The organism is Paraburkholderia tuberum STM678, from assembly GCF_902833905.1.
Classification (GTDB): Bacteria; Pseudomonadota; Gammaproteobacteria; order Burkholderiales; family Burkholderiaceae; genus Paraburkholderia; species Paraburkholderia tuberum.
This window is the reverse complement of record NZ_CADFGP010000145.1, coordinates 1-3,121: the sequence shown is the minus strand read 5'-3', so window position 1 is coordinate 3,121 and position 3,121 is coordinate 1. Positions and strand designations below refer to the sequence as shown.

Here is a 3,121-nt window from a genome sequence, read left to right as displayed (position 1 = left end):
CCTTCTGTTGCGCAGCAGTTCTACTCGCTTGCAACGTAAGCACTACTCGATATTTCGCTTTCGCTCATCTCGATTCTCTTATCGCGACAAAACCGCCGGGCGAGATCGTGTTGACGGTGACACCTTTCTTCGCCACTTCGAGCGCCAGTGACTTCGTGAAGCCATGCATGCCGGCTTTGGCGGCCGCATAGTTCGTCTGACCGAAACCGCCCTTGCAGCCAATGATCGACGACACGTTGATGATGCGGCCCCAGCCCCGTTCAACCATGCTGTCGCACCACGGCTTCGTCATGTTGAACACCGAGTCGAGGTTGGTGCGGATCACTGCATCCCAATTGATCTTGTCCAGCTTTTTAAAGCCCGCATCCCGTGTGATGCCGGCGTTATTGATCAGGATGTCGACCGGACCGACCTCGGCGTGGATCTGCTCCGCGCATCGCTGGCACGAGTCGTAGTCGGCGACGTCGACCCCATACGCCCCGAATCGCCGCCCGTCGGCTTCCATCCGGGCCAGCCACCGGTCCGCGCCGGTATTCCGCGGCGAGCAGGTGACCACGACGGTATAGCCAGCGTCGTGCAGTTTGATGCTGATCGCTTCACCGAGTCCGCCCATTCCGCCCGTGACCAAGGCAACCTGTTTCATCATCTCACTTGTCTCCGGTAAAGGGAGGGCGATCCTCGCTCATACAGAACAGCGATGCTCGCCCGATGACCATCCAGATGCGCCAACATCAACAGGGTTCCCTTGTGTGACGCAACTGGCCGATGCAGGCGTCCGGGCCGCCTGGACAATTACCGCTCGGCAGTGCGCCGGGCAGTCTTCGATGCAGCCGTCGCGACGGCGTCAAGGTTGCTTTCGGCGACCTGCACCGCTTGCTGACTGGTTTTCTGCAGGGTCTCGACCAGCGTACTGGTGGCGGTGATCGCCGACTTCCACGCTGCAATGGCGGCTTCGGAACCCGCAGGCGCGCTTTTGGCGACCTCTTCGACGAGCGTTTGCGTCCGGCGGTTGTACGCTTCGTATTGCGTCTGCGCGAGCTGTGTGAATTCGGACTGGGTGGCCGACACGATCTCGAACAGCTGACGGCCGTACGACTGCACTTTTTCTGCCGTCGGTGCAGCGAAAGTGGTTTGCAGCGCGAGCCACTCTTGCGGTTCCTTAGTGGAGCACGCTTTCAGCGCGTTCTCCTGAGTTTCCGCCAGCGTCGACCGGATCGTTTTCAGATTCAGTTCGGCCAGCCTTTCCATCCCCGCCACAACATTGCTGGCCAGGCCGTAAGCGGCGTCGAGGTTAGCCTTCTGTGCTGTTGCAAATTGTTCCGGGGTCAATAGATTCATTGCGAAACTCCAGGGAAGTCGACCCGGCACCTTTCCGTTCAACCGGATGGCAATGGGGGCGCGCTGCGGTCGTGTGGATGGACTGGCGGGAAAGCACGTGTGCAATGCGAACTGCGCATCGCACGCGCCAGGATGATTAATAGTAGTCCTAATTGCGTTCTTGATTCACTTATCCCAATGATAAGGAACTGCATTGCTTGCCCGGCGGACGCGAGTGCTGCGTTTTATGGGGCGGACAATGATCCGCTGACGAATGTCATCAGCCGAACCGCGTGACAGCCTTGAGTACGGAAACGCCGTCGCTGGTTATATGGGGGCGTTGCTGGCCGGATGGGAGGGTTTCCAATGCGACGAGTTGGTGTTCGAGCAAAATATCCAGATCTGAACGATCCAGCCCGAGTTGACCGGGAGCGTCCTTGACCAGCATCAAGGTTGCGAACTCACGAGGACTAAGCATCTTTGTCTCCTGTTGATAGGTGTCAATTTGCTGGAAAGCTCAACCGATCTCGCGTGACGACCGTGACCGCGTCTCGCGAAATGTGACTTTACGCAAGATTCACGCTAACCGGATGCCGACTGCGCGCCCGGGAGGTCATCTTAATGTGTCCCCATCCGCGCGATCAATATGTGGGAATTAACTTTTTTCTTACGATTGCATTCGAACGGTGGGCGGCCACCTGCACGCATGTAGGCGTGCGCCCCGTCATTAAAGGCGCTTGAAGATTTTCAGACGCACGGTCCGCCACCTTGTCGCACGGTCGTTCACGAGGGTAAACGACAACTCAGCTCGCCTGACAACAGTAGGCACCCGAAATCTGAAGTGCAACATCCTTCCCGCATAAAGTGTACGTCCCTGTCGAGGCGCTTCCACATTTCATGGGCAGTTGCTGCAGCGCCTCAGGCGTCACCAGTCGCCTGTCTGGAGCATCCAGGCTAACGTCGTGATTGCGACCGGAGGCATGCGCGGATAGGCTCGATCGACAAACCCGGCGTCGACTGCCAGGTCCCATGTTGTGCCGAAAGCCGCCATCCATTGGCTCAAGCTTAATGGCGCTTGTGGGTCGATATGCGTCCGACGCGCGGAGGGAGATTGGCTTCCCTCTCTTGATCGCCTCGCGAATGGTTGTTTGCGAGCATCAGGGGGTTCTCTCGCCGACGCGACGAGTCGACATTTGTGCCGATGCTGCGTATCGATGTCCAGATGCGGTTCCATGGCATCATCAAGTGCACCTTCACACCACCGCAGGAGCGTACGCCATGGCGACTTATATCGTCTTCACAAAGGAAAGCACGCAGGATCAGGGTGAGCTCGACACCTATCAAAGCAAGGTGGGCGAGACCTTTAGAGGTCATCCCGTCAAGATTCTCGCTGCCTACGGACCTCAGCAGATCCTTGAGGGCGACGCGCCAGAGGGCGTCGTGATCGTGGAGTTTCCGTCGACGGCGGCGCGCGCGCGTGGTACGACAGCCCGGCGTATCAGGAGATCGCGCAGCACCGGTTCAAGGGCGCGCGCTATCGCGCCGTTCTCGTCGAAGGCGTGTGACGAAAGGCGGCGACGATCGGGCACGTGGAGATCAGCGGGCCTTCACCTATGACTGACGCTGCAGGAGAGCGTCTGTGTTCTGTCGCCAGTACACATCGCGCTTGCCTGTGCGAGGCGTCTGAAGGTCCAGTGCGGTTCGGGGCGTCTTCGGTAGAGTCGAGATGTGGCGCGGTGGCAGTAGGTTCGGTTTGTCTGTTCTCCGCCCCTTTCGTCTGGCGGTGCCCGAGTAACCTCACCCT

General features: G+C 59.0%; 2 protein-coding genes and 2 pseudogenes. 1 reads left to right on the top strand and 3 read right to left on the bottom strand.

Annotated elements, in window-relative coordinates:
• Positions 1-94 precede the first annotated feature (94 nt).
• From HWY30_RS40545 to HWY30_RS40535, 3 genes and pseudogenes are all read right to left on the bottom strand, one after another.
• Positions 95-646 (bottom strand): annotated as a pseudogene (locus tag HWY30_RS40545) (SDR family NAD(P)-dependent oxidoreductase); the annotation flags it as partial.
• Positions 647-792: 146 nt separating this feature from the next.
• On the bottom strand, positions 793-1,338 hold the full coding sequence (locus HWY30_RS40540; RefSeq protein ID WP_090812425.1) for a phasin family protein: 546 nt from the start codon (positions 1,336-1,338) through the stop codon (positions 793-795).
• A gap of 259 nt (positions 1,339-1,597) precedes the next feature.
• Positions 1,598-1,795 (bottom strand): hypothetical protein, encoded by a 198-nt coding sequence (locus HWY30_RS40535; protein ID WP_090812426.1) that lies wholly within the window; start codon positions 1,793-1,795, stop codon positions 1,598-1,600.
• A gap of 800 nt (positions 1,796-2,595) precedes the next feature.
• Here HWY30_RS40535 and HWY30_RS40530 point away from each other — a divergent pair.
• Positions 2,596-2,882 (top strand): annotated as a pseudogene (locus HWY30_RS40530) (DUF1330 domain-containing protein).
• The last annotated feature ends 239 nt before the right edge of the window (positions 2,883-3,121 follow it).

Bases quoted from the DNA above. Each gene is read 5' to 3' on its own strand.
- HWY30_RS40540 (WP_090812425.1), bottom strand. From the start codon at position 1,338: ATGAATCTATTGACCCCGGAACAATTTGCAACAGCACAGAAGGCTAAC.
- HWY30_RS40535 (WP_090812426.1), bottom strand. From the start codon at position 1,795: ATGCTTAGTCCTCGTGAGTTCGCAACCTTGATGCTGGTCAAGGACGCT.